This window comes from Spirosoma sp. 48-14 (assembly GCF_001898575.1).
GTDB lineage: Bacteria > Bacteroidota > Bacteroidia > Cytophagales > Spirosomataceae > Spirosoma.
In genome coordinates this window covers 181,731-204,586 of sequence record NZ_MKUD01000010.1, presented here as the reverse complement: position 1 = coordinate 204,586, position 22,856 = coordinate 181,731, and the positions used below count along the sequence as shown (strand labels likewise).

General features: G+C 48.3%; 20 protein-coding genes. 6 read left to right on the top strand and 14 right to left on the bottom strand.

What is annotated here, in order from left to right; all coding sequences use genetic code 11:
• Nucleotides 1-77: 77 nt before the first annotated feature.
• The 4 genes from BGO59_RS09300 to BGO59_RS09285 all read left to right on the top strand — a co-directional run bounded on the left by BGO59_RS09300 (nucleotide 78) and on the right by BGO59_RS09285 (nucleotide 6,151).
• Nucleotides 78-3,209, top strand: coding sequence for an efflux RND transporter permease subunit (locus BGO59_RS09300; RefSeq protein ID WP_293683347.1), 3,132 nt, complete (start codon nucleotides 78-80; stop codon nucleotides 3,207-3,209).
• 329 nt (nucleotides 3,210-3,538) lie between these two features.
• A complete protein-coding gene (locus BGO59_RS09295; RefSeq protein ID WP_293683346.1) occupies nucleotides 3,539-3,796 on the top strand; it encodes a hypothetical protein in 258 nt (85 codons plus the stop codon).
• A 221-nt stretch (nucleotides 3,797-4,017) separates the two neighbouring features.
• The gene (locus tag BGO59_RS09290; RefSeq protein WP_293683345.1) at nucleotides 4,018-5,523 is read left to right on the top strand and encodes a DUF2271 domain-containing protein; all 1,506 of its coding nucleotides are present in this window, start codon (nucleotides 4,018-4,020) and stop codon (nucleotides 5,521-5,523) included.
• Nucleotides 5,468-6,151, top strand: a complete 684-nt coding sequence (locus tag BGO59_RS09285) for a PepSY-associated TM helix domain-containing protein (protein WP_293683344.1) — start codon at nucleotides 5,468-5,470, stop codon at nucleotides 6,149-6,151. Before BGO59_RS09290 ends, BGO59_RS09285 begins: the two co-directional genes overlap by 56 nt.
• A gap of 94 nt (nucleotides 6,152-6,245) precedes the next feature.
• Here BGO59_RS09285 and BGO59_RS09280 read toward each other — a convergent pair whose 3' ends face one another.
• From BGO59_RS09280 to BGO59_RS09245, 8 genes are all read right to left on the bottom strand, one after another.
• Entirely contained in the window at nucleotides 6,246-7,904 is a 1,659-nt protein-coding gene (locus BGO59_RS09280; protein ID WP_293683343.1) for a carboxylesterase family protein, read from the bottom strand.
• A gap of 157 nt (nucleotides 7,905-8,061) precedes the next feature.
• On the bottom strand, nucleotides 8,062-8,640 hold the full coding sequence (locus BGO59_RS09275; RefSeq protein WP_293683342.1) for a TetR/AcrR family transcriptional regulator: 579 nt from the start codon (nucleotides 8,638-8,640) through the stop codon (nucleotides 8,062-8,064).
• Between the two features lie 188 nt (nucleotides 8,641-8,828).
• The gene (locus tag BGO59_RS09270; RefSeq protein ID WP_293683341.1) at nucleotides 8,829-9,797 is read right to left on the bottom strand and encodes an MBL fold metallo-hydrolase; all 969 of its coding nucleotides are present in this window, start codon (nucleotides 9,795-9,797) and stop codon (nucleotides 8,829-8,831) included.
• A 150-nt stretch (nucleotides 9,798-9,947) separates the two neighbouring features.
• Complete coding sequence (gene pepT / locus BGO59_RS09265) at nucleotides 9,948-11,195, bottom strand: peptidase T (RefSeq protein ID WP_293683340.1); 1,248 nt, start codon at nucleotides 11,193-11,195, stop codon at nucleotides 9,948-9,950.
• A gap of 74 nt (nucleotides 11,196-11,269) precedes the next feature.
• Complete coding sequence (locus BGO59_RS09260; protein WP_293683339.1) at nucleotides 11,270-11,722, bottom strand: GNAT family N-acetyltransferase; 453 nt, start codon at nucleotides 11,720-11,722, stop codon at nucleotides 11,270-11,272.
• A gap of 15 nt (nucleotides 11,723-11,737) precedes the next feature.
• Nucleotides 11,738-12,211 (bottom strand): nucleoside triphosphate pyrophosphohydrolase family protein, encoded by a 474-nt coding sequence (locus BGO59_RS09255; protein ID WP_293683338.1) that lies wholly within the window; start codon nucleotides 12,209-12,211, stop codon nucleotides 11,738-11,740.
• A gap of 85 nt (nucleotides 12,212-12,296) precedes the next feature.
• On the bottom strand, nucleotides 12,297-12,857 hold the full coding sequence (locus BGO59_RS09250; RefSeq protein WP_293683337.1) for a hypothetical protein: 561 nt from the start codon (nucleotides 12,855-12,857) through the stop codon (nucleotides 12,297-12,299).
• Between the two features lie 56 nt (nucleotides 12,858-12,913).
• Nucleotides 12,914-14,116 (bottom strand): M20/M25/M40 family metallo-hydrolase, encoded by a 1,203-nt coding sequence (locus BGO59_RS09245; protein WP_293683336.1) that lies wholly within the window; start codon nucleotides 14,114-14,116, stop codon nucleotides 12,914-12,916.
• A gap of 212 nt (nucleotides 14,117-14,328) precedes the next feature.
• Between BGO59_RS09245 and BGO59_RS09240 the strand changes: the two genes are divergently transcribed.
• Nucleotides 14,329-14,976, top strand: a complete 648-nt coding sequence (locus BGO59_RS09240) for a carbonic anhydrase (protein WP_293683335.1) — start codon at nucleotides 14,329-14,331, stop codon at nucleotides 14,974-14,976.
• Nucleotides 14,977-15,092: 116 nt separating this feature from the next.
• Here BGO59_RS09240 and BGO59_RS09235 read toward each other — a convergent pair whose 3' ends face one another.
• Nucleotides 15,093-17,282, bottom strand: a complete 2,190-nt coding sequence (locus tag BGO59_RS09235; RefSeq protein ID WP_293683334.1) for a glutamine synthetase III — start codon at nucleotides 17,280-17,282, stop codon at nucleotides 15,093-15,095.
• A 144-nt stretch (nucleotides 17,283-17,426) separates the two neighbouring features.
• The gene (locus tag BGO59_RS09230; RefSeq protein ID WP_293683333.1) at nucleotides 17,427-17,747 is read right to left on the bottom strand and encodes a hypothetical protein; all 321 of its coding nucleotides are present in this window, start codon (nucleotides 17,745-17,747) and stop codon (nucleotides 17,427-17,429) included.
• Nucleotides 17,748-18,010: 263 nt separating this feature from the next.
• Here BGO59_RS09230 and BGO59_RS09225 point away from each other — a divergent pair, with 263 nt between their 5' ends.
• On the top strand, nucleotides 18,011-19,144 hold the full coding sequence (locus BGO59_RS09225) for an ATP-binding protein (protein ID WP_293683332.1): 1,134 nt from the start codon (nucleotides 18,011-18,013) through the stop codon (nucleotides 19,142-19,144).
• A gap of 115 nt (nucleotides 19,145-19,259) precedes the next feature.
• On the opposite strand, the gene BGO59_RS09220 is transcribed toward BGO59_RS09225, so the two are convergent.
• From BGO59_RS09220 to aroQ, 4 genes are all read right to left on the bottom strand, one after another.
• Nucleotides 19,260-20,294: a glutamine synthetase beta-grasp domain-containing protein gene (locus BGO59_RS09220; protein ID WP_020596016.1), complete on the bottom strand. Its 1,035-nt coding sequence runs from the start codon at nucleotides 20,292-20,294 to the stop codon at nucleotides 19,260-19,262.
• A gap of 328 nt (nucleotides 20,295-20,622) precedes the next feature.
• Entirely contained in the window at nucleotides 20,623-21,198 is a 576-nt protein-coding gene (locus BGO59_RS09215; protein WP_293683331.1) for a MarC family protein, read from the bottom strand.
• A 49-nt stretch (nucleotides 21,199-21,247) separates the two neighbouring features.
• A complete protein-coding gene (locus BGO59_RS09210; protein ID WP_293683330.1) occupies nucleotides 21,248-22,285 on the bottom strand; it encodes an aminotransferase class V-fold PLP-dependent enzyme in 1,038 nt (345 codons plus the stop codon).
• A 65-nt stretch (nucleotides 22,286-22,350) separates the two neighbouring features.
• Nucleotides 22,351-22,776, bottom strand: coding sequence for a type II 3-dehydroquinate dehydratase (gene aroQ / locus BGO59_RS09205; RefSeq protein ID WP_293683329.1), 426 nt, complete (start codon nucleotides 22,774-22,776; stop codon nucleotides 22,351-22,353).
• Between the last annotated feature and the right edge of the window lie 80 nt (nucleotides 22,777-22,856).

The following is a 22,856-nucleotide window of genomic DNA, read 5'->3' as shown; positions in this document are numbered from 1 at the left end:
AGAGTGGGCTGACGCTCCACTCAATACGCTCGACTTTATTCACTCTTTCACTCTTTCGCTCTTTCACTCTTTGAATCATGTCAATAACCGAGATCGCCATAAAACGGCCGTTACTGGTAACGACCATCTTTACTGTACTGATTTTGTTCGGTTTCCTCAGCTACCAGCAATTATCGTACAACCTGTTGCCTAAGTTTGAAGCCAACGTCATCAGTGTGGCTACGACCTACCGGGGTGCTTCGGCCGACGAAGTGGAAACCAACGTAACCAAACGTATTGAAGACGCGTTGTCGTCGCTGGAAGGGCTGGACCGTATGACAGCCACCTCGCAGGAAGGCGCTTCAATTGTGATTATCCAGCTTAAAAACGGTGTCGATGTGACGTTGGCGCAGCAGGATGCCCAACGCAAAATCGAACAGATTATCAATCTGTTACCAGACGAAGTCGACCGTCCGATCCTGAATAAGTTCTCGACAGACGAGATTCCGGTGCTGCGAATGGGTGTAACGGCCAATTTGTCGCCAACGAAATTGTACGACCTGATCGACGACGAACTAAAACCGCAGCTTTCCAACGTGGCCGGGGTTGGCCAGGTAAACGTGATTGGCGGTAATGAACGTCAGATTCAGGTCAACGTCGATGCCGAGAAACTGCGGGCCTATGGGGTTTCGATCGGTCAGGTATCACAAGCCATCAACGCAGCCAACACCAGCTACCCGGCCGGTCAGTTGGAAACCCAGCAATCACAATACTCAATCCGGTTCGATGCGTCGGTCGAGACCGTCAATCGACTGCGGAATCTGGTTATTGCCCGACGGACCGACGGCAGTGAGGTTCAATTAAATAATGTGGCCGAAGTGGTCGATGCCGTCGCGAAACCAACGGCTATCAACCACATCAATGGTCTACCATCTATTGGTGTTCAGATTCAAAAGCAGTCGGATGCCAACGCCGTTTCGGTGAGTGAACTGGTTCGCGCACGAATTGCTCAGCTTGAAAAGCAACACAGCGATGTAAAGTTGAAATTCAACATTGCCTCCGACCAATCGACCTACACGCTGGCATCGGCGCATGCGGTGGTAGACGACCTTTTCCTGGCGGTACTGATCGTTTCGGTCGTGATGCTGTTGTTCCTGCATAGCTTCCGGTCATCCTTATTCGTACTAGTGGCCTTGCCTTCGTCTATGATTCCGACGTTCATTCTAATGTATGTTTCGGGTTTCTCACTGAATCTGATGACGCTGATGGCGCTCTCGCTGGTGGTTGGTATTCTGGTCGATGACTCGATTGTCGTTTTGGAAAACATCAACCGGCACCTCGAAATGGGGAAAGACCGGGTTAAGGCGGCCTTGGAAGGCCGGAACGAAATTGGCTTCACGGCATTAGCGATCACGCTGGTGGACGTTGTGGTGTTCGTTCCGCTTGCCATGACTGGCGGACTGATCGGAAATATTCTGCGGGAGTTTTCACTCGTGGTGGTGTTTTCGACTCTGATGAGCCTGGTCGTTTCCTTTACGCTGACGCCTTTGCTGGTATCGCGATTCGGCAAGCACGAACCCCTGAATCCGAACTCCTTGTGGGGCAAACTGAACCTGGGTTTTGAAAACCTCCTGACCCGGATCACCAATGCATACGGGCACATACTGGAGTCGGTACTGGGGCATAAGCGCTGGATTTTTCTGGCCGTTATTGGGTTACTGATTGGCTCAATCGCCTTGGTACCAGCCGGATTTATCGGTGCGGCCTTTATGCCACAAAGCGATCAGGGCGAGATGAGTGTTCAGTTAGAATTAGCTCCAACGGCTTCTATTTACCAGACCAATTCAGTATCGCAACGGGCTGAACAACTCATTCTGAAGCATCCCGAAGTAACCAACGTATTTACCAATGTCGGGTATACCAGTAGCGGGATTGCAACCTCATCGAACAGCAACATCGTCGATCTGAACGTGAAGCTGGTTGACAAAAAACAACGGACCGTGTCGACGGACGATTTTGGGCAGATTCTAAAACGGGAAGTTGGGCAGATTCCCGGCGTTAAAGTTACCGTTAGCCCGGTAGGTATTGTTGGGGCGTCACAGGCCCCGATTCAGATTGCCGTTAAAGGAACCAATCTGGCCAGTATCCGGCAAGCCGCTGCTCAGGTGAAGGATGTAGTTACGTCTGTTGCAGGGACGCAGGATGTGAAGTATTCTGTGAAAGACCCTAAACCTGAAGTGACTGTAAGCCTTGATCGGGAGAAAATGGCGCAACTGGGCATCAGTGCTTCGGATGTAGGGATTGCCCTGCAAAATGCATTCCGAGGGAATGACCTGTCGAAGTTCAAGCAGAACGGCAATGAATACGACATCCTGATTAGTCTGGATCGGTTCGACCGTACGAATCCACAGGATGTCAGTCGTCTGACGTTTGTCAACAACCAGGGTCGAACCTTCGAACTGTCGCAATTTGCCCGGGTGCAGGAACAAACAGGAGAGAGCGTACTGGAACGAATCGACCGTCTGTCGTCTATTACGGTTAACGCGCAGGTTGTCGGACGCCCGGTCGGTACCGTTGGCGCAGACATTCAGGCCAAAATGGCAAAGGTCAAGCTTCCTGAAGGCGTTACGGTTCAGTATCTGGGTCAGTTGCAGCAACAGTCCGATGCATTCGGTAGCTTGGGTCTCGCCCTGATGATTGCCATTTTGCTGGTGTACTTCATCATGGTAGCTCTCTACGAAAGTGTGGTATATCCATTCGTGGTGTTGTTCTCGATACCAGTTGCCCTGATCGGTGCCTTACTGGCCCTGGCTCTCACGATGCAAAGCCTAACGGTGTTTTCGATTGTAGGTATGATTATGCTGCTAGGTCTGGTTGCCAAGAACGCGATTCTGATCGTCGACTTCACCAATCAGCTTAAAGCTGAAGGCTATGACGTGATTCACGCACTAATTGAAGCGGGTAAAGAGCGGTTACGTCCTATTCTGATGACCACTCTGGCCATGGTGTTCGGTATGCTGCCTATCGCGCTGGCGAGTGGTGCCGGTGCCGAAACCAAAAACGGTATGGCCTGGGTAATCATCGGCGGTCTGACATCGTCACTCCTACTCACCTTGTTGGTCGTACCTTCGGTATACCTGGTCGTTGACCGAATTATTGCCCGGTTTTCAAAGAAGAAGGTAACCCCGAAAAAACCACAGGAGCTTGACGTAGCCAAAGCCATTAGTTAGCCACTCCATGTATCGCGGGTCTTCAGCCCGCGTGGCCGAAGGTTAGATTTAGGTAGTCAGTTCAAGGCTATACTTCGGCTAGGTGGGTTTGAGAACCGCGATACAGATTTATATCTGCTGGCTAAGCAACAAAAAAAGTGTCTGACGCGTATTGAAAAATACAACAATACACATCAACAATGCGTACTATTCATCTATCACACTGGCCGTTAAGGCCGCCGTTTATAGACTAAGTGTAACTATGGATAATGAACAAGAGAGGTTGGTTTGAGCGACCATGCCTACTCAGTGTTCCTTGTCCATGACGCATTTCAAACAATTCACTACTTATGACAAACTACGAACGAGCATTTCAAAAACTACAGCAATTTCTCTCCCGAACATTTACGTTACCCTACTCGACCATTGCCGCCTATCAGCAACTACAAGGTACGCTTGGCCTGAGTGAATGGGAATTTACCGAAGCCGTTGTCGTACTGGAAACGCATTTTGGTGTTGTACTACCCGACGAAGCGCTCACACCCCGACTGACGGTGGGTGAATTGTGTACGCTGGTCAGTCAGCAGGCAGGCATACCAAACCGATAAATCTCCAGAAAGTATTTTAGACAAATACCTAAAGGATACACTTCCAGGAAAACACTCGTAGGGTAAAACTCGTGATTCAACCGATCTGAATGGGCATTCGGATCGGTTCTTTTTTGATTACCTGCTGCTGGCAATAACTTTCCAACCGTTATCGTATAAATAACTATTAGCTGTAAAACGCCACCAACCCACTAAACGAACGCACTTATCTTGTTCTGCTCATGAATGCAATCTCCATCATAGGTCTTGCTCCGCTGATAGCCAGCCTACCCAACTCAAGCACAAGTGGCCTGTTTATCAATCACCTGGAAAACGTCCTCGGCACCTCGTTTGATCTTAAAATTGCCGCTCGCTCTTACACAGCAGCTCGACAGGCTGAACAATCGATTTTGGCTGAAATCGAGCGACTGAATACGGTACTGAGCGGTTATCGGTCCGATAGCGAATTCAGCCAGTGGCTGGCGGCTCCTCTCCATGAACCCGTTGTTGTTTCCGACGACCTGTTTGCTGTGCTAAGCACATTTGACACATGGCATGCCCAAACGTCAGGGGCTATCAGCGCAGCCGCCCAGCAGCTCAATCAACTTTGGCAGCAAGCTGCTCATCGCCAATCAGCGCCAACCGAGACGGAACGTCAACAGGCCGTGGAAGCAATTAACCAGACGCATTGGCGACTCGATGCCGATCAAAAAACCGCAACCCGATTGACCCAGGTACCGCTTCGGTTACATACGTTTACCAAAAGTTACGTGCTCGATCGAGCAGCCAACGTAGCGTTCAATGCTCCAAGCATTGATGGATTGGTACTCAATAGCGGGGGCGACATCGTGGTTCGGGGTAATTGGCAGGAACCCGTTTCCGTTGCCAATCCACAGGCCGATGCCGAAAATGCTGCACCCATTGCTCAACTACAGGTAAAAAATGGGGCCATAGCCACCAGTGGAAATTACCGCCGGGGGTATCAGGTTGGCAGTGAATGGGTATCGCATATCATGGACCCGCGTACAGGTTTACCGGCTCAGGAGGTTATCAGCGCAACGGTTCTCCATCCTGATGCGGTTACGGCTGGCGCATTGGCAACGGCTTTCAACGTGTTGTCCCCTTCCGAAAGCGAAACGCTGGCCACTCAGTTACCCAACACCGAATACCTGCTGGTCACCCGCGACGGTCAAACGGTAAGCAGTGCCAATTGGCCAGCGACTACCTTACCCGAAGCCTCGTCAGGTTCTCCGAGACCGTTAACAACGGCTCATCTGATTTCGCTACCCGTTAAAGACAAGCTGTGGAATCCTAATCAGGAGTTGCAGATAACCCTGGAACTGGCTCGCTTTGAAGGGCGTTCACACCGACCGTTCGTAGCAGTTTGGGTTGAGGACGAATCCGGGAAGCCCGTCCGACAACTGGCTCTGTGGTATAACAAACCTCGCTGGCTACACGATCTGCGGGAATGGTACAACCTGCAAACCGACAAGGCCGCTTCCGTTACTAGTGCAACCCGATCACCGGGTGAGTATACACTAGTCTGGGATGGAAAAGATGATGATGGACAGTTTGTAAAACAGGGTAAATACACCATCCTGATCGAAGCGGCTCGGGAGCATGGCTCGTATCAGCTCATTCGCCAGACGATGGATTTCAATGGAAAAGTTAAACAGCAACCCCTCCCCGGAAATGTCGAAATCACAGCAGCAGCCCTGGATTACCGCGAAAAAGCAGCAGCTCGCTAATGGCCACCCCACGCGGCAACAACCAACCCCAAAATCAGCGGGAGGGGTCCGCTGGGCAGGGGTAGTCCGCTGGCTGCACCTCTACCTATCGGTAGTGAGCTTTATACTGGTACTCTTTTTTGCGGTAACGGGCCTTACGCTTAACCATGCCGACTGGTTCGACGATGCTACCCAAACGACAGAACTCAAAGGAAAACTCAATCCTGCGTGGGTAGCTGGTACGGATACGGGCACCGTTAACAAACTGGCCATTGTCGAGTACCTGCGGGCAACCCACCAGCTAAAAGGCATGGTCAGTGAGTTTCGGATCGACGACCGGGAGTGTTCCCTGTCCTTTCACGGACCGGGTTACTCGGCCGATGCGTTTGTGAAACGACCCGATGGCACCTATGCGATCACCGAAACCAAAATGGGGATGATGGCAGTACTCAACGACCTGCATAAAGGCAGGGATACAGGCCGGGGCTGGGCATGGGTCATCGACATCGCTGCCGTATTCATGACAATGGTTTCGCTAACCGGATTAGCCCTGTTGCTCGTCCTGAAAAAACGTCGAGTCAGTGGTCTTGGCTGGTTAGTAATCGGGGGCATTGCCACTGGACTAGCGTACTGGTTACTGGTCGTTTAGACAACAGATAGAACGCAGATTGTCATGATAATTATGATTAACACGGATCTTGATTAATCATAATTATCATGACAATCTGCGTTCTATTCAGAACTTAGGCTAGGGCTTTCCGGGCTTCGCGGTCCGGATCGTTGGCCAGCGCGGGAACATCGTCCAGAATCATGGTTTCACCGTTCTGAGTCGTGTAAGGTTTCCAGTTGGGTAAACCACCGCCATTCGGATTACCCGTTTTCATAAAATTGATAAACGAGCCCGCCATCTTTTCCGACAACGCCCTTGGGCGCTTCCCTCCACCCGTATGGGTAAGCATAAGGTCGGTATTGTAGAACCAGAAACAGATGTCGTCGCAGTGGAACGCCCGCATCCGTCCATCGAACAGGGGCGGTTGCCAGCCAAACCAGGCCACATAGACGGGTGCTTTATGCTGTGACGCTTTGGCATCGGCGGCCGCAACGGCATTTTTCCGATTCGACACAATCAGAGCCCATAGCTCTATCGGCCGCGCTTTCGGGAAATTTCGCGCATAAGCATCGACAACATCGCCCGATTTATCACCAAAGCGTGGTTTGAGCTTCTCCTTCACCTGATCCAGCGAAATAGCTTCTAGTGAAGCGTCAGTCCGGTTGGGGTTCATTTCGTGAAAGGTCGTACAGATCATCAGCGGAATGTCGGCCGAGAAATGGTTCGGATCACTGAAAAAGGCCCCTTTACTCAAATAATCCCCATCGCCAACGGGTGAATAACCTCCCCGCTGAATACCCATTCGTTTCGCTTCGTCGGCCATTTTTTCGACTGCCCGATTGGCGATGGCAATGTACTCAAGCCAGGGAATCTGCTGAAGTTTTTCGATTTCGCCTTGTTTCAGTCCAGCCTCTTCCATAACCTTCTGGCCCAGTTTCTCGGCATATTCCTTATTGGCTCCGGCCAGCGAGCTACCACTCAACGCCACCGCCTTATGAAACAGCCCTTTTGCCGATGGCATATTCATCAGCGTCGTTACCTTAGCTCCCCCACCCGACTGCCCAATGATGGTCACGTTGTTGGGATCTCCACCAAAATTGGCGATGTTGTTTTTGACCCATTCCAGAGCTGCCACCATATCCAGATTACCCACGTTGCCAGAAGCGGCATGACCACCCACGGCTTTCAGATCCGTGTAGCCCAACGGTCCGAGCCGATGGTTGAGCGAGCAGAAAACCACATTACCAAACCGGGACAGATTTTCGCCATGATAACCATCCTGTTCAATGCCGTTTCCATTCGTGAAACCACCCCCATGCAGCCAGACCACAACCGGGCGCTTCTGTTTGTCTAATGCCGGCGTCCAGACATTGAGTTTCAAACAATCTTCCGACACATCGTCGTAGTTCCAGTGGTCGACAAACGACGCGTAAGGATTCGCATAGCGTTTCTCCATGATCTGCGGAGCCGAGTTCCCCCACCACAGCGCAGGCCGTACGTCGGTCCAGGGCGTAGGTTTTTGCGGGGGCATGAACCGATTTTTACCGGACGTATCAGCCCCATAGGGAATCCCTAAAAACTGATGAATACCTCTGAGGATAAACCCTCTCACTTTGCCGTATTCGGTATTGGCCACAGCGATGTTGTCGCCCACGAATAATAGTTGATCATCACCAGTTGGCTTTGTCACTTTAGGGCGATTTGGACCAGCCGCATCAGATGAGTACGGTACGCCTAAACCAGCTACACCAACTCCCAGCGATTGTAAAAAATTACGTCTTGAAGCGTTCATCGTTGACTGTGTTAGAAAGTTAAAGATTGGTTAATCCGGCTACTGAAAACCATAGAAAGCGTTAAGTAATAAGCTTACTGTCAAAAAGACATAATGAGCTTTTTTTACTCTTAGCCAATTTCATTAGTTTCTGACATTCACCGGATTTACCACCGATCTATACCAACGCCAACTCAGCTTTCATCGTCTCATATACGTCTAATCCTTTACGGGTTAGCAAACCCCGAATGAACTGATGCTTTATCGCTTCGTCGGAGGTTTCATAGGGTGTTTCCCGCTGGCTTTGATCGGCCCATAACCAGGCGATTACCCCCAAATCCAGATCGGCCCGATAAACAGCCTGCTCGATGCCGTGTTGTAGATTGCTGACCAGAATGGTGTTGATGTATTCGGCCCGGAATTGTTGAAAGTAACTCAAGACGGTGGGATAATGCCGTTCAATATCCCGAAACAGATTCGGATTTACGGTTCGTCGGTAATGGATTAGCCGATTCCAGATCAGCATGGCTTCCAGAATGGGGTTATCTACGCGCGTAAGAATGGCGTTAGCCTCCCGCAGGTTTTCGTTCAACTGGTTTTCCAGCATCAGTCGAACCAGTTCTTCTTTGCTATCGAAATACTGATACACGGTCTTCTTAGAGATACCGAGTTCCTGGGCAATATCTTCCAGCCTGACGGTTCGCACGCCAAATTGGTTAAACAGATGCCGGGCTTCGGCAATAATTCGTTCTTTCATGCCTATTCGCTCTATAGCTGTATAAGTACATAGGGGCTAAATAGTTAATCAGATCAGCCTCAAATTGAAAAAATAAGCATCGGGTTTCTTCGAACCCTCCCAAAAAGGAGTCTCCCCACCTGAGGCTTAGTTTGCCAGCAAGTGGGGAGACATCCGGTACGTTCGGGTATGAACGGGTATGCGACTTATTAGCGATCGCGCCGAATAGTCCAGATCATATAGGCGAGTAAACCCGCTACCAGGCCTAAGTCCAGGCCCCGCGCTACATGAAACGAAACCGGGGTTGGCATTTCTACGATTCCATGTTCATCGGTAATAGCCGCCTGTTTTACATAGCGTCCGCCGGAGGACGGAATCGAGCGAGATTCGAATTCGTGCGCCAATCGATTCAATCCTAATTCCAGTTCAAGTCCACGTACTGCTATACCATGCCCGGTTCCAGCCGCTAACGGATTGAGATTATTCAATTTAATTACCGATTGTTTAGCCGCTTCCCAATCGCAGGTAAAATAGGCTGGAGGTCCATGAAACTCTTCGCGCTGGGTAGCCACCGCCGAAATAGCATTCTGATTGGTGGTCACGAAAGCATCGCCCGCAATGAGTGTCCGGTCTTTATCGCGAAACAGGGATATATGACCGGGGGCATGACCGGGCGTATGAATAGCTCCCCAGTCGGGTAGTTCAGGAATCAGTCCATTCTCCGCAATTGGCTGAATGGCATCGCCAAAATCCATCGGCCCAATGGGAAAAATCCACGACATATACGACATTCCTCCACCCCCAATAGCCGGATCGGGTGGTGGGTAACTCGACTTCCCGGTTAAGTACGGAATTTCCAGTCGATGGGCGTAAACGGGTACATCCCAATCGTTCAACAATGTTTTCAAGGAACCCGTATGGTCGGCATGGCCATGCGTCAGTACAATCGCTTTGGGCTTGGTACCGGGTCCGAACAGCTCTTCGGCCCGACTTTTTATGGTTCCAGCATACCCCATCAAACCGGCATCGATCAGCACCCAGGGGTTACCATGTCCGGGCTCACCAATAAAAAATACATTGACAAACAGTGTTTTCAAGCCCGCTACATCGGCAGTTACATCATACGGGTTTTTCGTACCGACCGTTATCGGCTCATCCAGTTCCAGTTCGCTTTCCATATCCGTGACGTTTATAAAAAACGGTCAGCTCAGTTCATGTCACGGTTTCAACTTGATAAAAGAACCACGATACAAACTAACCTGACCGTCTTGTAGCTCAACCTACAGATATGATGGATTGTTCAACAAAACCGACAAACGGTCTGCTTCTTAGCTGCGCTCCTCCCAAACAGTGGCTACGTTCACGATAACTTCAACGGCTTTGTGCATATCCTGAACCGACACCCATTCCAGCCGCGAATGAAACGCATGTTCCCCAGCAAAAATGTTGGGGCAGGGCAATCCCATGAATGACAGTCTTGATCCATCGGTCCCCCCCCGGATACTACGCCGTTCGGCCGAAAGGCCCGCCCGTTGAATAGCTTCCAGCGCATTATCAACCACAGCCGGGTAATGGTCCAGCACATTTTTCATATTGCGGTATTGCTCTTTAACCACAAACTGTGCCGACGAACCAGGGTAATTTACCAATACATCATTCAGCATGTTTTGCAGGTAAAGTTCTTTCTCCTGCAGGCCTACTTCCGTAAAATCGCGAATGATAAACTCCAGAACAGCCTGGTCCTGATTCCCATCCAGCCGCGTAGGATGAACGAAGCCCGCTTTCTCTTCGGTTGTTTCGGGCGAAAGGGCATTTTTGGGAAGAGCCGCTAATAAGTCAGCTGCTATTTTCAACGCATTTTCGAGCTTACCTTTGGCAAAACCCGGATGCGTACTAACGCCCTGAATCGTAATTTTTACGGCATCGGCCGAGAAGGTTTCATCTTCGAGAGTTCCTAACGCTTCCCCATCGATGGTATAGCCAAAATCGGCCCCCAGCTTCTGAATATCTACTTTTTCGGTACCCCGCCCCACCTCTTCATCGGGCGTAAAAAGCAACCGAATACGGCCATGTTTTAGTTCAGGATGCGTGAGGAGGTAATTAGCCGCATCCATAATTTCGGCCACCCCCGCTTTGTTATCAGCTCCCAGCAGCGTAGTGCCACTGGCCGTAATAATATCGTTGCCAATCTGATGCTGGAGATCAGGATGATCAGCCACACGAATTACCTGATTAGGGTCATCGGGCAGCGTAATATCGGTACCATTCCAGTTTCTATGAATGATTGGTTTTACTCCTTCGCCTGTCACATCGGGTGATGTATCGACATGTGAGCAAAAGCAAATGGTTGGCACATTCGCCTTATCAGTCGTAGCCGGAATGGTTGCATACACGTAACCCCACTCATCTAATTCAGCATCGGCAACGCCCATCTGCTGTAATTCTTCGACCAATAATCGGCTGAGGTCTTTCTGTTTGGCGGTACTTGGGTTAGCTGTTGATTGTGGATCCGATTGCGTATCAATCTGGACGTACCGCAGGAAACGCTCAACCGCCGTAAACTGGTAATCTTTCATACACGCTCATATAACTTCGGATTCTATACGCTAAAGAGAACCCGTTAACAACGAATCTACTTAGAACAAATTCCTTAAAAATGCAGCTTCATTCCTTCATGTGATGCGTTGAAACCAAGCTTTTCATAAAATCGAAGAGCATCAGGCCGTTGTTTATCTGTCGTTAACTGGATGACGTGAGCTTTTCGTTCTCTGGCTCGTTGAATGGCCCACTCAATCATTTTCTGGCCGATGCCTTCTCCCCGAACATCGTCTCGTATACGAACCGCTTCAATTTGCGCCCGAATGCCTCCCCGATAGGTCAGATACTGTATGAAACTCAACTGAAGGGTACCAATAAGGTCTCCGGTTTCGCTTTCCACCACAATCAACTCCTGATTAGGGTCTTTATGAATCGTTTCAAAAGCGTTGTAGTAAGCCTCCGGTAACGGATCTGTATAGTTTTCGCGCAACTGACCCAGTTTGTCGTTGGCCAGTAGTTTTACAATCAATGGAACATCCTGCCGGATAGCTTTTCTAAAAAGCATAAGTTCACGCGTTGGTTAGGCCAATTCGTTCAGAACTCCCTCCAGATCGGCTGGCGAGTAATTGACACTTTTCAGCGTTTTGTGATCAGCATCCCGATACACCAGAAACTTACCGTCTGATTCGATATAGTGACAGGGCACTCCTTTGGCCTGATACTCGGCAACAGTAGCTTCTGCTTCATCAACAGTCAGGCAGGCTTTGCTCATATTCGAGCGCTGTACTTCATCAAATAAGGCTTTGAATTTATGGCCCAGCCCAAACTCCAGCACAGCCCCCGACAATACGTATTGCAAATCGCACAGGGCATCGGCTACGGCAACAATGTCGCCTTCGGCAATGGCTTCGCGCAGTTCATCCAGTTCTTCTGCCAGTAAGGCCACCCGCAGTTGACAACGAGCTTCCGACGGGATTTGTGGGGTTTCTAAAATAGGGGCATGGAAGGTACGGTGGAATTCTGCCACCTGATTAAGCGAGTCGGGTTGTTGCATATATCAATGATACAATGATTGAATGATAGAATGAATGTTAAATTTTGTGCAGTATTCACTCATTCTATCATTCAATCATTCAAAATTAATTTTCGTCTTCACTCGTGAAGGAATACAGAGTTGTGTCTAAAGAAAGCTTGTTGGCATTGAAGTCACGAACGAATGCTTCGACGATGTCGTCGTTGATCTCTTCTACGTTCAGGCATACGTCCAGCGCGATGCCATAATCGGATTGCATGTCGACTTCCACATGTTCCTGCACCTTAACCGTTTCGGTTTCTTCAATCTCGTCAATAATTTCGGTCAAAGCCGTTTCGGCTTCTTCTTCCAACTCAGGCGAGATTTTATAAGTAGGCTTCCGGTCTTCAGGTGGCACGTATTCCGGGTAGGTTTTGCGTACCTGCTCTACAGCCATTTCATACACTAAACTGCTGTGGTGCAGGCGAAGCGTATAAACCAGTGTATCGAAAATAACTTCTTCGCCCTGGTACTTACCCGGAAACTGAATGTGTACGCATTCGCCTTCATCCAGTGTATCCAGGTCATCGTCTTCAACGTAAACGAATGATTTACCTTCCTTCCGACATTCCTCTTTGAGGGCGCTGATTTCTTCAGGGTCGTACCCCTCGTTTTTATAGTTTGCCATGGGACAAAGCTAATGGATAATGTAGAATGAACAATGCTGTTTACCTAGTAGCCTATTTAGCCGTTGTTCGTTATCCACTTCAACACTACCGCTTCGGCAAGGTCGATGGCATCATTCATTGGCCGGGTTTCCACCTGTTCAAGCGTATCGGCGGGCTGGTGAATACGCGGCATCCGGCCCTGATCATCCAGCCCACACAAAGCCAGCACAGGAATCCGGTTACGTACAAACCATACGCTATCGAAGTCGGCCGTATGCCAGCGTCCAACCTGTGCCCGGTCCTTAAACCGATCACTTACCAGCAGTTGTCTGGCCAACTGGGTCACTGTGTTATCATAGCGTATGCGCTCAACGGTACCCGTTTGTTCAATGACCGTAAGCTTTCCAGCTCCGAGTGTATCAAAATTGATGGCCATGGTTTGGGTGCGCTTCCATGTCCTTTTATGGGTTTCTACATAAGAGTGAGCCCCGATCATACCCACTTCTTCGGCACTGGTGAGTACAACCTCAATGTCCAGATCGGGCAAATGTACATCCTTCAATCGTTCGGCTGTTGCCAAAGCGGCTGCTACTCCCGTTGCATTGTCGCTGGCCCCGTTGGTATATCCCTGAAGCCAATAGCCAAGTGTACCCATTACAGCCTGGATTCCAAAATAAACCATCAGTCCGTATCGGACATACTGAACGTAAGGCAAGCCAACTTTAAGGGCTTCCAGCGCTGCGATACCTACGGAAAATCCCATCAGCCACAGCGAGATAATTAACGATACCCGAAAATTAGCCTGCTGCCTGGGGCTGTACAGCAGCGACACAGGTGCTGTATCGTAATGAGCCATTAAGACAACTTTACGCCGGTTTTCTTTAAGCCCACCACTTGACCAACTGCCGATTACATTACTAGCCGTATACTGCACCGGAAATCGGGTAATAAATGAATAGTTCCAGTTGAAATATCGCCAGGCCATAACCGTAAAATACAGTACCAGGCCAACGGCAACCCCCGAAACGGGAATCAACGCCAGACTAACCAGCAAGCCACCAATTAGCCAATATACAATCGTTAGATAGGTACGGGGCGTCTGGAACGATTCTGTACGCACCTCCGCTCCCATCTCGGTCAGATACGATTGTAGAAGTCGCGCAGCTTCAGTTCCCTGAGGGGTCGCTGCTCCTCTATGGGGTAACCGGCAAAGGTCTTGTAAAAGGCTGGAAGCGGAGTACACAGGTTCGGATTTATAATGGATGGTATAGTGGTGCAAAATACGTATGCTTTTTAACACAACCTTGAGGCCAGGGCGATGTCAGATCGGTCAACAACCATTGTTCGTTTGATCAAGATCAGCCATTCACATTAAAAAGAGATTAAAATCAAAATTAAAGAGTTTAGCAAAAACTGCTATCTTCACCCCTAAATTGTCTAGGCAATGTATTGTTTTGACGACTCATCAGTCACCATCTTTTTACTTTAGTTATGACAAGCTACCAGCAGATTTTTGAGAATAATCAAAAATGGATTGCAGAAAAAACTCGTACCGACAGCGATTTTTTTAAAACACTATCAGAAAACCAACAACCTGACTACCTGTATATTGGTTGCTCCGACAGCCGGGTAACCGCCGAAGACATGATGGGTATTAAGCCTGGTGAAGCGTTTGTTCATCGTAACGTTGCCAATCTGGTCAACAACATTGACCTGAACGTTATGTCTGTGATTGAATATGCGGTGCTGCACCTGAAAGTAAAACACATTATCGTTTGCGGGCATTACAACTGCGGAGGGGTTAAAGCCGCTATGCAACCTAAAGACATGGGGACACTGAATCCGTGGCTGCGTAACATTCGAGATGTGTACCGTGGGCATCAGGAAGAGCTGGACCTCATCACTGACGAACAAGCCCGCTACGACCGACTCGTTGAACTGAACGTACAGGAGCAGTGTGTAAACGTTATCAAAACAGCTGCAGTACAACTTTCCTATATAGAACAGGGCTACCCGGAAGTTCATGGCTGGGTATTCGATCTTAGAACGGGGCGCATCAAAGATCTTAAATTGGATTTCGCAGCCATTCTGCAAAACATTCAGAAGATCTATAATCTGTCTGATAAATCCATGTTTTAATGTCTGAACCGGATTTATCAGATTAGAGGATTGGTAAGATTTTGTGCTCAAGCGCTTCAAAGAAGCGAAAAAACAAAATCCTGCCAATCCTCTAATCTGATAAATCCCGGTTCGGACTATTTCACAAACAGCAACTCCCGGTATTTTACCAGCGGCCAGTCTTCGTCATCAACGATCTCTTCAAGCTTGTCGACTTCATAGCGAATGATCTCGAAATGGTCCTTCACTTCCGTAGCATACAGACGTGCCCGTTCAACCGTATCACCCACATTGTTCGCTTTCTTCCGCGACTCAATCATCGCTTCGACACCTTTTTTGATGACCAGTACGCGGGTCGAGATTTCGCGTAGTATATCCTTGATTGGTTCGGCTTCGGCACTCATACCTAATTCGACCAGGTTTCGGGCGGTTTCGGCCAGTTTATTCTGGTATTTCAACGCTGTAGATACAACGTGGTTCATCGCCAGGTCGCCCATCACCCGCGATTCGATCTGCACATTTTTGATGTATTTCTCCAGTTCGATCTCGTAGCGCGATTCCACCTCGGCATGGTTCATGACTCCCGTCCGTTCAAATAAGGACAGCGATTCGGGCTGCACGTAAATAGCCAGTGCTTCGGGCGACGATTTGATGTTCGACAGACCACGTCGGGCTGCTTCGTCTACCCACTCATCCGAATAGCCATTTCCCTCAAACAGAATCCGTTTTGAGTTCGCGTAATACTCTTTCAGAATATCGACAATGGCCAGTTCTTTTTTCTCATTTCGCGCCAATCGACCATCAAGATCAGTTTTAAACTTATTCAACTGATCGGCAACAATGGCATTTAACACGGTCATGGTTGAAGCCGAGTTGGCTGAGCTCCCTACGGCCCGAAACTCGAACTTATTACCTGTAAAGGCAAACGGCGATGTTCGGTTTCGGTCGGTGTTATCGCGCATCAAACTCGGAATTCGATTCAGGCCCAGTTTGTAATAGACATTGTCGCCCTTATTGATGGTCACCTCCGACTTGGTTTCCAGATCGGTTAACGCCTGGGTGAGCGTTTCTCCTAAAAAGACCGACATGATAGCAGGCGGTGCCTCATTAGCGCCCAAACGATGCTCGTTACCTGCCGATGCAATGCTAGCCCTCAGAAGATCAGCGTTGTCGTGAACGGCTTTGATAACATTAACCAGAAACGTCAGAAAACGAAGCGTCTCCTTAGGTTTCGTACTGGGAGCCAGCAGGTTAACACCCGTATTGGTGCCCATCGACCAGTTATTGTGTTTGCCACTCCCGTTAATTCCGGCAAACGGTTTTTCGTGGAAAAGGACTTTCAGGTTATGCTTTTCAGCTATTTTTTCCATCAGGTCCATGAGCAGCGCGTTGTGGTCGATGGATAAATTGACTTCCTCGAAGGTTGGCGCTACTTCAAACTGCCCTGGAGCTACTTCGTTATGCCGCGTCCTGACCGGCATACCAAGCTTCATCGACTCAAACTCAAAATCGACCATAAAGGCATTGACACGAGGGGGGATCGAGCCGAAATAATGGTCTTCCAGTTGCTGCCCCCGTGCCGGTTGATGTCCGAATACAGTACGACCCGCTAACACTAGATCAGGGCGAGCGTAGAACAGCGCCCGGTCGACCACAAAATATTCCTGCTCAGGCCCCAGGGTAGGCGTCACCTTGGTAATGTTTCGATCGAAATACTGGCAAACAGCCGTCGCTGCCTTATCCAGCGCATTCAACGCTTTCAGTAAAGGTGTTTTATAATCAAGCGCTTCGCCGGTATAGGATATAAATACCGATGGAATACAGAGCGTTTTGCCCCCGGCGCCATTATCCATCAGGAAAGCGGGCGAACTTGGGTCCCACCCGGTATAGCCACGGGCTTCGAAGGTGTTACGCAGGCCACCACTTGGAAACGACGAGGCATCGGGTTCCTGCTGAACTAAGGCGCTTCCTTTAAATTTCTCAATGGCTTTTCCATCCGAGCCCACATCAAAAAATGCGTCGTGCTTTTCGGCTGTTTCGCCAGTCAGCGGCTGAAACCAGTGGGTATAGTGTGTAGCGCCTTTTGAGGTAGCCCACGATTTCATCGCTCCAGCTACTTCGTCGGCAATAGCCCGGTCTATCTGGCCATTGGTGTTGATGGCCTCGGTAACTTTCAGGTACGCTTCGGGCGACAGCAGCGACCGCATTACTTCATTGTTAAACGTATAACTGCCAAAAAAATCACCAACGCGCTCAGTAGGTGCCGTTACGAGCATCGCCTGACGATTCTGGGCCATTTCAAGCGCTTTAAACCGAAAATTGGACATTGAGACGGTTTCGAGGTTTTAGGTTGAAAAATTAACCAAACATACACCCCTTCTGCCAGTTACAGAACAGAGATTCGGTAATTTCTTGCGCCAGCTTCACTCAGGAGACAATTCCTTAGCTTTAGTAGCTGGAAGTAAGCCCTACTACTCCTCACCCGAAAGCAATCCCGAAATCCCGAAAAGCATCGTTCCTAAAATTTTAGGGCCGAACTTTTTTCCAGTAAATCGCCCGAACTCACTCATCCATTTCGTTTTTTCCAGTACCTTGGTGCCGGTCTCTCGTAGCGCATCGGCAGTTTCTTTTCCTGCCGCTTTTTTCGAAAAGTACACGACCGGAGCACTCAGGCCAAGCACTGAAAGGCCAACTACGGCACCTGCTACGGCGCCAATCGTACCGGAAATTTCTTTCCCCGTTTCCTCAAACTGCTTCCATTTTTCTTCGAAATCGTACTCGTTGGCGTCCATAGCTTTTGCGTTAAGATGCAGGAATATTGACAGTTAAAGGTAGCTAAAAGCTAATTGGGAATGTAACAAACTTGATAAGTGGTCCTGTATAGAAATAAAGAATCCCGACCACTTTCGTAGTCGGGATTCTGACTAACTACTATTCTTCAAATTCTGAACAGTTACAAGCGTTATTTTTATTTGGCTGGACACTTATTAGCTTAATTTGCACTAATTTAGCTAATACAAATACTAATTTCGCATTAAAATAAGTATAGGTAGGCATGATCAGACGGCAATTAAGTGATACGATCCATAAAAAACTTTTAGAATCGAATAAGATTATCGTCCTATATGGTCCAAGACAAGTTGGAAAAACTACTCTAGTACGGGAGTTAATTGGTACGTTACCTTATCGCTCCTTAAGCGTAAATGCTGATGAATTGCTTTACCAAACCGTTTTGTCAGGCCGGAATCTAAACCAGATGAAACTTCTAGTGGAAGGGTATGATCTGCTATTTGTCGACGAAGCCCAGCGCATTCCAGATGTAGGGATTAATCTGAAAATTCTACATGATGCATTGCCCAATCTGAAGATCATTGCAACCGGATCTTCGTCTTTTGAATTGGCTAACAAAACAAAAGAAGCTTTGACAGGTCGTACCTGGACGTACGAACTTTTCCCGATTTCGCTGGGTGAACTTCGACAAGAGCAAAACGCATTTCAGTTACAACAACGGCTGGAAGAACTTTTGCGCTTTGGTTCTTACCCCGATACGCTCCAGTTTACCAATGCCACCGACAAAGTGCATTATTTACGTGAGCTTTCTTCAGCTTATCTGTATAAAGATATATTGGAAATGGCCTCTATTCGGCACGCCGATAAACTGCGAAAGCTGATCCAATTACTAGCCTTTCAGGTTGGCTCAGAAGTCTCTTTGAATGAGATAGGTAATACACTTGGCATGAGTAAGGACACGGTTAATACGTACATCGACCTACTGGAAAAAGCATTTGTTGTCTTTCGGCTATCTGGTTTTAGTCGAAACCTTCGGAAAGAAATCAGCAAGATGGACAAGATTTACTTCTATGATCTGGGTATTCGAAACGTAGTCATTGATAATTTCCAACCCCTTGATCTACGAACGGATGTAGGTGCTTTGTGGGAAAATTTCCTGGTCATTGAGCGTCGTAAGCGAAATGCTTATACAGGTCAGTTTGCCAACACTTACTTCTGGCGTACGTATACTGGAGCCGAACTTGACTACGTAGAAGAAGCCAACGGGCAACTATCCGGTTTTGAATTTAAGTTTTCCCGCAAATCAGTTAAAGCCCCTGCTTCCTGGATAGATACCTACCCTGGTGCCAATTTCCAGTTAATTAACCAGGAAAATTATTTGGCATTTGTGATCGACTAACTACCTAATTGCCAATTAACCACTCGCCCTCCATAATTCCCCAACGTACCAGGCCCCATAGAAAAGCCCGGCTACTTTCGCAGTCGGGCTTCTGAGTTAATCTATGCAGGATGGCTTATGCTTCTACAGCTTCTGCCGCCTTAACAGTCTTGATAATGATAGCAGCTACTTTGTAAGGATCAGCCGCCGAGTTTGGCCGACGATCTTCCAGCCAGCCTTTCCAGCCGCGCTCTACCGTAGCGATAGGGATACGGATCGAAGCACCCCGGTCCGATACACCAAACGAGAACTGGTCGATCGACTGGGTTTCGTGCTTACCGGTCAAACGCAGGTGGTTGTCAGCACCATATACATCGATACAGGCTTTGATCACCTCAGGCGAACTACCGAATCCGCTACAAATTTTTTCATAGACTTCTTTGCTACCTGCTGTACGAAGCGTGGTGTTCGAGAAGTTAGCGTGCATACCCGAGCCGTTCCAGTCGGTAGCGCCCAGGGGTTTGCAATGCCAGTTGATCGAAATACCGTATTTTTCACCGATACGCTCCAAAATGTAGCGAGCAACCCAGATTTGGTCACCAGCTTCTTTCGCACCTTTGGCAAAAATCTGGAATTCCCACTGACCTGTAGCAACCTCAGCATTGATACCTTCTACGTTCAGACCAGCATCAAGGCAAGCGTCCAGGTGTTCTTCGATGATATAACGACCATACGCATTTTGAGCACCAACCGAGCAGTAGTAAGGGCCTTGTGGACGTTTTGGGAAACCTTCTGCTGGGAACCCAAGCGGCTTATCGATGCTCATATCCCACAGGAAGTACTCCTGCTCGAAACCGAACCAGAAATCGTTGTCGTCATCTTCAATCGTGGCACGGCCGTTCGACTCGTGAGGGGTACCATCAGCATTCAGCACTTCGCACATCACGAGGTAGCCATTCTTACGCTGTGGATCAGGGCAGATAAAAACGGGTTTCAGCAAGCAGTCGGACGAGCCACCTGGAGCCTGCTCGGTTGACGAACCATCAAACGACCACATAGGGCAGTCTTCCAGTTTACCAGAGAAATCGCCTTCAATTTTGGTTTTTGAACGCAAGCTTTGGGTAGGCTTATAACCATCGAGCCAAATGTATTCTAACTTCGCCTTTGCCATGATGTACAAGTGGATTGAGTTGAATAGGGGTTTTGTGCAATACTTTTGGCAAATATAATGCGGCTTTACAATAAAAAATAAATGCCATATACCCCTTCAACCATATTTTTTATGGTTTTTACGGAAAAATTATAATTATAATTCGTTTGGTACAGTAATTTGCCATATTTAGGCTATTTTTTTTATCACTTTATAATCTTAGCTGCTTTCTATGAAATTTTAAGAATTGATTCGTTTTACCTTTAAAAATCCTGTATTTATCGTAACATTTTGTCTTTTTTCGTGATTTAAGCTTTAAAATGAAGGCTGTTTATGTAACTTATTGGTCTTAAAACCCAGAAATAAGATTCGTTTTAAACAGCTTGATAGCGATGGCTAACAAAATAATTCCGAAGATTTTCCGCAACACCGCTAAGCCGCCAGCACCCAGCCGATTCTCCAGCCAGCCAGACGATCGTAATACGGCATAAATCAGCAGGAGATTCAGAATGATGCCGATAATAATATTGACAGTCTGATAGGCGGCCCGGAGCGAAATAAGCGTTGTCAGGGTCCCGGCTCCGGCAATGAGTGGAAAAGCGATTGGAACAATATGGGTAGCCCCGCCTGTCTCTACTTCCGATTTAAAAATGGTTCGTCCCAGAATCATTTCCAGGCCAATCAGGAAAATGATCAGGGCACCCGCCACAGCAAACGAAGCAACATCGACCCCGAACAGAGCCAACAGTTGATCCCCTACAAACAGGAAAGCAATCATCAATGCTCCCGAAGCCAGGGTAGCCCGCTCCGACTCGATCTTTCCCGATTTCCGGCGTAAATCGATAATTACGGGCAATGAGCCAATTATATCGATTACCGAAAATAGAATCAGCGTTACCGAAACAATTTCTTTAAAATTGGGCATTTGCAACATGGTGGTGAGCGGTTCCCCGCCGGGATCGATAATGAATTGTTCATGATGCGGACAGGATGTCCGCGAGACAATAATTCAGCAAAAACTGTTTCAAGGTTTCAATTTCGTCGGTAGAAATAGCGGGGAAATTAGCGATTCGAAAGGTTGATGTCTTCCAGTCACCGTAGCCATTACCGAGCATAATACCAGCCTGCTGAGCAGCCGTTTTGATGGCTTTTATATCGATATCACTTCCTTGCACTGCAATAACAGTATCGGACCTCACCAATGTGTCCTGATTCAATAGTTGAAAAGACGACTGGGCCAGTTCGTTCTCAAAAAAAGAATACCAGGCAGCGGCACGGTGTTTTATCACGCTGGCGACATCAGCTATTGGAGCGAGCTGTTGCAAGACCCGCATCAGCAAATAAATCCCTAACCCATTTGGCGTGTAGGGAGTCTGAAATTTCGAGAAATTCTCGTGGATAAACAGCAGACTGTTGTAATGACTGTTCTCTCCTATTTCTTCGGCCCGTTTCAGCGCATTTGGCGAATAAATCAGAACAGCCAGTCCGGCGGGTAAACCAAAACATTTCTGGACTGAAGCAAACCAGACATCGGCCAGTGTCCAGTCGAGCACAATACCCGCCATCGACGAAACCGCATCGACGGCAATTAACCCCGTAAAATCACGGCGAAATTGGGCAAGCGTTTCCATTGAGACCTGGGTGCCGTTGGAGGTTTCGTTCTGAACGATACACAACACATCGGCTTCGCTAAGGCTGGTCGGTGGTTTTATCCGGTAGGCATACTCGGCCCACTTTTTTCCGAACGCGCCACTATGCGGATGCAGGCTAGCTTCGCCAGTTAATGACTGAGCGACAATTTCCCAGCACTCCGTTGCCGACGATACCAGGGCAATATGGTAATCGGCCGGGATAGCGAGTTTTTCATGCAGCAGGTGAATGGTTTCTTTCACAACATCCATAAAGCCTGCGCTTCGATGATTCAGGCTAACAATTCCCTGACGAACCGCTTCGACTGCATAATCGGCCACTTGCGGGTATACTTTTGACGGACCTGGGTAAAAGGTGATCATTGCTTAATGAATAATGTAAAATGAACAATGGATAATGAATGGATGCCCTTTTTGTTCATTGCTCATTATCCATTGTTTATTAGATAGCGTACAGCCATTTCATAGCCCATTAGTCCCAGCCCTACGACAACCCCTTTGCATTTAGCCGACAGGTAGCTGTGGTGGCGGAACGACTCACGGGCATGTACATTCGAAATATGGACCTCCACAGTTGGCGCTGTAACGGCCGACAACGCATCGGCAATAGCAATGGATGTATGCGTATAGGCACCGGCATTGATTACGATACCATCGACATCGAAACCGAGTTCGTGAATTTTATCGATCAGTTCGCCTTCGTGGTTCGACTGAAAATAGCGAAGTTGCACATCCGAAAACTGCTGTTCGAGGGTTTCGAGGTAATCGACAAACGAGCGATTGCCATAAATAGTCGGTTCGCGCTTACCTAACAGGTTCAGGTTCGGGCCGTTAATAATAAGAATCTGTTTCATACTAAATGAATAATGGATAATGAGTAATGAATAATATAAAATGGATAATGTAAAATGGCAAACTCAGCAGGCTAGCATAT

Bases quoted from the DNA above. Each gene is read 5' to 3' on its own strand.
- BGO59_RS09300 (WP_293683347.1), top strand. From the start codon at position 78: ATGTCAATAACCGAGATCGCCATAAAACGGCCGTTACTGGTAACGACC.
- BGO59_RS09295 (WP_293683346.1), top strand. From the start codon at position 3,539: ATGACAAACTACGAACGAGCATTTCAAAAACTACAGCAATTTCTCTCC.
- BGO59_RS09290 (WP_293683345.1), top strand. From the start codon at position 4,018: ATGAATGCAATCTCCATCATAGGTCTTGCTCCGCTGATAGCCAGCCTA.
- BGO59_RS09285 (WP_293683344.1), top strand. From the start codon at position 5,468: ATGTCGAAATCACAGCAGCAGCCCTGGATTACCGCGAAAAAGCAGCAG.
- BGO59_RS09280 (WP_293683343.1), bottom strand. From the start codon at position 7,904: ATGAACGCTTCAAGACGTAATTTTTTACAATCGCTGGGAGTTGGTGTA.
- BGO59_RS09275 (WP_293683342.1), bottom strand. From the start codon at position 8,640: ATGAAAGAACGAATTATTGCCGAAGCCCGGCATCTGTTTAACCAATTT.
- BGO59_RS09270 (WP_293683341.1), bottom strand. From the start codon at position 9,797: ATGGAAAGCGAACTGGAACTGGATGAGCCGATAACGGTCGGTACGAAA.
- pepT (WP_293683340.1), bottom strand. From the start codon at position 11,195: ATGAAAGATTACCAGTTTACGGCGGTTGAGCGTTTCCTGCGGTACGTC.
- BGO59_RS09260 (WP_293683339.1), bottom strand. From the start codon at position 11,722: ATGCTTTTTAGAAAAGCTATCCGGCAGGATGTTCCATTGATTGTAAAA.
- BGO59_RS09255 (WP_293683338.1), bottom strand. From the start codon at position 12,211: ATGCAACAACCCGACTCGCTTAATCAGGTGGCAGAATTCCACCGTACC.
- BGO59_RS09250 (WP_293683337.1), bottom strand. From the start codon at position 12,857: ATGGCAAACTATAAAAACGAGGGGTACGACCCTGAAGAAATCAGCGCC.
- BGO59_RS09240 (WP_293683335.1), top strand. From the start codon at position 14,329: ATGACAAGCTACCAGCAGATTTTTGAGAATAATCAAAAATGGATTGCA.
- BGO59_RS09235 (WP_293683334.1), bottom strand. From the start codon at position 17,282: ATGTCCAATTTTCGGTTTAAAGCGCTTGAAATGGCCCAGAATCGTCAG.
- BGO59_RS09230 (WP_293683333.1), bottom strand. From the start codon at position 17,747: ATGGACGCCAACGAGTACGATTTCGAAGAAAAATGGAAGCAGTTTGAG.
- BGO59_RS09225 (WP_293683332.1), top strand. From the start codon at position 18,011: ATGATCAGACGGCAATTAAGTGATACGATCCATAAAAAACTTTTAGAA.
- BGO59_RS09220 (WP_020596016.1), bottom strand. From the start codon at position 20,294: ATGGCAAAGGCGAAGTTAGAATACATTTGGCTCGATGGTTATAAGCCT.
- BGO59_RS09215 (WP_293683331.1), bottom strand. From the start codon at position 21,198: ATGCCCAATTTTAAAGAAATTGTTTCGGTAACGCTGATTCTATTTTCG.
- BGO59_RS09210 (WP_293683330.1), bottom strand. From the start codon at position 22,285: ATGATCACCTTTTACCCAGGTCCGTCAAAAGTATACCCGCAAGTGGCC.
- aroQ (WP_293683329.1), bottom strand. From the start codon at position 22,776: ATGAAACAGATTCTTATTATTAACGGCCCGAACCTGAACCTGTTAGGT.